At 42.1% G+C, this 4,502-nt stretch carries 4 protein-coding genes; 1 reads left to right on the plus strand and 3 read right to left on the minus strand.

The window, feature by feature from the left end:
- Positions 1-1,206: hypothetical protein (locus H6S82_RS19575; RefSeq protein ID WP_191056587.1), on the plus strand; the 1,206-nt coding region annotated here is incomplete at its 5' end.
- Positions 1,207-1,587: 381 nt separating this feature from the next.
- Here the strand turns inward: H6S82_RS19575 and H6S82_RS19580 are convergent.
- From H6S82_RS19580 to H6S82_RS19590, 3 genes are all read right to left on the minus strand, one after another.
- Positions 1,588-3,120 (minus strand): SAM-dependent DNA methyltransferase, encoded by a 1,533-nt coding sequence (locus tag H6S82_RS19580; RefSeq protein ID WP_190474225.1) that lies wholly within the window; start codon positions 3,118-3,120, stop codon positions 1,588-1,590.
- Positions 3,117-4,079 (minus strand): XamI family restriction endonuclease, encoded by a 963-nt coding sequence (locus tag H6S82_RS19585; protein ID WP_190474223.1) that lies wholly within the window; start codon positions 4,077-4,079, stop codon positions 3,117-3,119. Before H6S82_RS19585 ends, H6S82_RS19580 begins: the two co-directional genes overlap by 4 nt.
- A 147-nt stretch (positions 4,080-4,226) precedes the next feature.
- Positions 4,227-4,424, minus strand: a complete 198-nt coding sequence (locus tag H6S82_RS19590; protein WP_190474221.1) for a hypothetical protein — start codon at positions 4,422-4,424, stop codon at positions 4,227-4,229.
- Between the last annotated feature and the right edge of the window lie 78 nt (positions 4,425-4,502).

The raw sequence follows: 4,502 nt of genomic DNA on the forward strand, positions 1-4,502 counted from the left end.
CTTCCGATCTTAGCTAATACATTTATTAAGCTTATTCAAAATAAAAATGAGCCAGAAGCAAAGAAATATCTTGAAGCACTCGCTACAGTTTTGTTTCTGGTAACTGGAAAGTCAGATAATAATAGCAAATGTCAATTACCGATTTATTTAAGAGATGAGGCTGGTTGGGAATCGCTACCAGCTATAAGAAGAAGTCAAGGAAAAAGTTTAGTTTATTATAAGAAGATTCCTAGAGTATTGAAAGCAGAAGCTTATATGAAAAATGTTGCTGATTTATCAGTTAATAGAGATCGGCAACAAGAACTTTTACAGGAGTTTGTTAAGTTCGTTTTGAAAGATGAGTCTTGCGTATCTCAGCTATGGAGCATTGGCCATAGCTATATAATGTTGAAGCAGTTTCAGAAGGAGCGTGATTTACTTGCTCCTCTTATTATTTTTCAAGTTAGAGGCTCAGTTTCAGCTTCAGGTGGACACAAACCAGAGATCTTGTTAAGGGAGAGATTTACAGAGTGGGGACTTCAAGCAGGCATTGACTTTAACATGACAGATGTAGTCGTTGAGCCTGAAGCAACAAAAATTGCAATTAAAGAAACTGAGCAGCTTGAGGCAGAACAAGAACTACTAAACACTACTGATGAAAAGCAAGAAGAGGTAGGTGAAGTTAAGAAAACTCGCGCCTATGATTTTGTATTACCATTTAAAACATCAGGTTGGAAACCCAGGATATTTATACAGTGTCAGTTTTATGCGGGTGATTCTGGTAGTGTTTCTCACAAAAATATAGATCAAACAGAAACTTCCCGAAATTATGTTCTTGGATTTATACCAGATGCCCGTTTTATTGAATATGTAGATGGAGCAGGTTATTTTTCTTCCCTCAACGGTGATTTGAAAAAGTTATTGTCAAAGCCTACAACAACCTCATTTTTCCAAGTAAGAAGCGCAGCGGTTCGACTGCGGAGAGAATTACAGGAGATAGGCTTTTTAGTACCTTTATCATTAGAGCAAGCTATTGCACGGTCAGATGGGGATAGAGACAATACCAAGCAGATTCTCCAGCATTCAGGATACTCTGATTTAGAGATAAATAGATGTTTGCAAACTTCTTTAGAGCGAAATTTAATTTTTGAAGTTAATGGTAACCTCTCGCTCCAAGAAAATAGGCGTTCTCTAGTTAGGAGATCGGAAGAGGTATTTTCTTCTTGATGTAATTGCTCAACATGGAAAACCAGCGGAACGCAAAGGAGAATTAGTAGGTTCAATCATTATTCCTGGGTATGGGCCTTTTTATGGCATAAAGTTGACTAATTTAGTGGCTGAAGCTTCTCAACTTGCTCCAGGTTTTCGTAATGATTGGTCTAACCCAAAGGTGATAATGGAAGATATTAATTGGCTTTGTGATGAGCGTTTAGCAATGCTTTGTTAAAAAATAATTACTGACAAACTCTTGCTTGGCACTTAAGATTTTGGCTTACCAGTCTTTTGCACAATATAGTGCAAGGGACGAAAGAGAAATTTGGCTGGTGATGCAAAGGTGATCTTCCGCTATTCTTAGCGGTTAAATAATGAGTTTTTTAGGAAGTCATTCTATAAAAGTTCACAAGTTTTCTTTACTAAAGCATTACCCAATTCCCTCGGTTCTAGCTTATACAATCCACCCCCATACACGCGCCCCTCACCCATCAGTGCTTCATCAGAAATACGATCGAGCGCCGACCACACCTCTTTCAGCAATTTTGGCTTCTCTAAAAGCACTTTGGCAAGAGCAGGCTTAGGATACAACATCAAGTAAACATTGGTAGCTGTCGCCCTTGAATGATTGAGGATAAATCGAAAAGGTCTACCTCTACCAGTATCCTGACGACCCATATAAGTACAGAGGAACGGAGAAGGAGGACGCTTTTCCTGAGCATACCAGGGAGAGCGATGCTTGCAGAGATAGCGATCGCAAATCCCCTGCCCTACCCCCATCTGCAAATATTCCCAAAGCGAAGGATACTTAGCTTTCACCACATCTGGGGGTAAATCGCACGATAGCAGAAAAAGCTGGTGAACGAGAATCGGATTTCCCAAGCCATCTGCTTCAATTTCATCCACGGATAACAGCCGGGGAGAAGGCAAAACTGGCTGTAAAAACTCGCTCGGCAATTGATATGCAGAAATTTGCTCCGGTGTCAACACAAAAAAATCATTCGCTCCCGTCGCCAACCCCCGTTTTATAGTGAATAAATCCTTCAGCTTCAAAGGCTGTTCTTGAGAACTCACTCTACCAGACACCAACCCAAACTTAGTCCACTTAGCTGTACCGCGTAACGACTCCAACGACATCATCACAGACATCTTAGGTTCTGTCAGACTTCCCCCGTAGGTGAACTCAACAGCATGGTTAGCAGGTGGTAAAGCTTTCTTAAACCAAACCACTGCGGACGATACCAACGCATCCTCAAATTGTACGTCCACCGGATCGAAACAATGAATTCGCAGCAAAGTGACGCGGTTGAGCAGATAATCCTTAATTGGCTGTCCGTAATTTACATCCATTAATCCAGTAGGAATCAGCCACCCAGCCAACCCATCAGTCGCCATCCAAGCATCTGAAATACATAAGAAATGACAGTAAAGACTAGCCAACTGACTGAGTTTTATTCCGGCTGTCTGTTCTGTTACCCGTTGCAACCGCAGCTTTTCAACTCGGCTCAAATGATGATGTCGGACATAAGGAGGATTGCAAATAAGCAAATTAGCTTTAGTATTGTCAGAATTGGGTGGTACAGCCTTGGTAAAATCTGCAATATTTAGTTGAAGTGGAGTATCGCGCCAAAGTTCGATCGCTTCATCTCCATAATGAGGGTCAATTTCGTATGCGATCGCTTCTACAATTTGCGATAAAGAAAATTGCTGCAATAATGCAGAGTAGAACGCTCCCGTCCCCAAAGCCGGGTCAAGAAAACGAATTTTTTGATCTGTTGGTAATAACGTTTTAGCATATTTCAAAATATCTGCTGCTAATGCTGTAGGCGTGGCAAACTGACCCAACTTATTTCTCTCTGTTTGGGTTTTTGCACTATCCAGTTGTAACTGTCGCAAAGTTCGTATTGATTCTGTGGTAGTTAAATTCATATCCCAAACACTGCTAAGTCTTCTATTCGATGTTCCCATACCCAGTCAATCCCTTCAGCAGCTTCATAACCCAAATAACCGCTATCGAAATAACCGCAAAGAAACAGAATGAAACGGATATTCTCACCGTAGTTATTGCGTAATTGAGCCATCTTAACTGCTTCTTCTTTCCTTCGCTTATTGGGATTGGTATAGTCTCCGGCGGATTTCGCTTCAATCAAAAGCGGTAGCTCATCTGAACTCGACTGAAGAGGTTTAATTACAACATCAATTGGGATATTAATTTGTTTAGTACCTCCCTGTAAAACTATGGGAATGTTGAGTCGAAAGGAAAAAGTACCAGGCTGCATTCTCTCAAAACTTAATCGGGTTCCTCCCCCAATATACGAGTAGCCGCGCTCTTCCAGCCATTGCCTAATCATAGCCAACTGTCTGCGCTCTTGCGCGTTGCGAATAATTGGATCAGAAATAGCACCACACAAACGGTCTGCAACAATTGTCGCTGCTCGGTGAATTTCTGTATCAGTTGGTTGCCGTCCCGTGTCCAACCATGAGAAGATATCTTTGTCTGCTAGTCTGGCAATGATTTGACTGATTTTTCTCAGTTCTGTATCCAGAATAGCCCGCTCTGTTTTGGGTGGAATTCGCTGTTTTTCTTCCATATTCTTGACTAAGTTGGACGACACCCCAGCTAAACCGATCAGACGGTCACGCGCAATGGGTGGTGCTGTCGCCATCCTTAGAATAGGAAGAACAGATGGATACTGTTGCAGTATACCAGGTGTAATATTGGTGAGATTAGCTGTCTGTTGTAATGCCGATTCGACTTGTTGAGTGGTAACTAAACGAGTATCGCGGTAAGCTTGAGGAGCGAACTGCATAAACCAATTGTTGTAGAAATCAACCGACTGGGCAATATCTGACTTCCACAAATGTGGTTTATCCGCATTTACTGACACTCCTTGACCTCCAACCGCGACACTCGATTAAGTAATTTAGAGGAACGGGGAAGGAGGACGCTTTTGGGAGAGCATACCAGAGAGAGCGATGCTTGCACTCTTAGCGTGAAGCGTAGCTATCCCGTAGGGAATCGCTCTCCCCCTCTCTTACTCATTAATAGTTTCTGCTGCTTTACCCTTACCTTGAAGTCTAGCCAAACGTTGTTCTCGCAAACCAGCTTCTACCATCGCAATTAATTCATCAAGCTGGAGTGTGACTAAATCGATTTGTTGGTTAACTTCGCGCCACCTAGCAACACTTCGCGCTCTCGTCTGGGGGTCTGGTATTTGAGCTTGTTCATTCATGGCAGATTCCAGTTTTGTTTAGTTTCAGAAATGCTTGCCTCTACAGCACCGATTAATGCCTCAGTTTGCTGAATGGTT

This window comes from Planktothrix sp. FACHB-1355, from assembly GCF_014748295.1.
Lineage (GTDB): Bacteria > Cyanobacteriota > Cyanobacteriia > Cyanobacteriales > Aerosakkonemataceae > Aerosakkonema > Aerosakkonema funiforme_A.

Coding starts and splice junctions, on each gene's coding strand:
- H6S82_RS19580 (WP_190474225.1), bottom strand. CDS start 3,120: ATGAATTTAACTACCACAGAATCAATACGAACTTTGCGACAGTTACAA.
- H6S82_RS19590 (WP_190474221.1), bottom strand. CDS start 4,424: ATGAATGAACAAGCTCAAATACCAGACCCCCAGACGAGAGCGCGAAGT.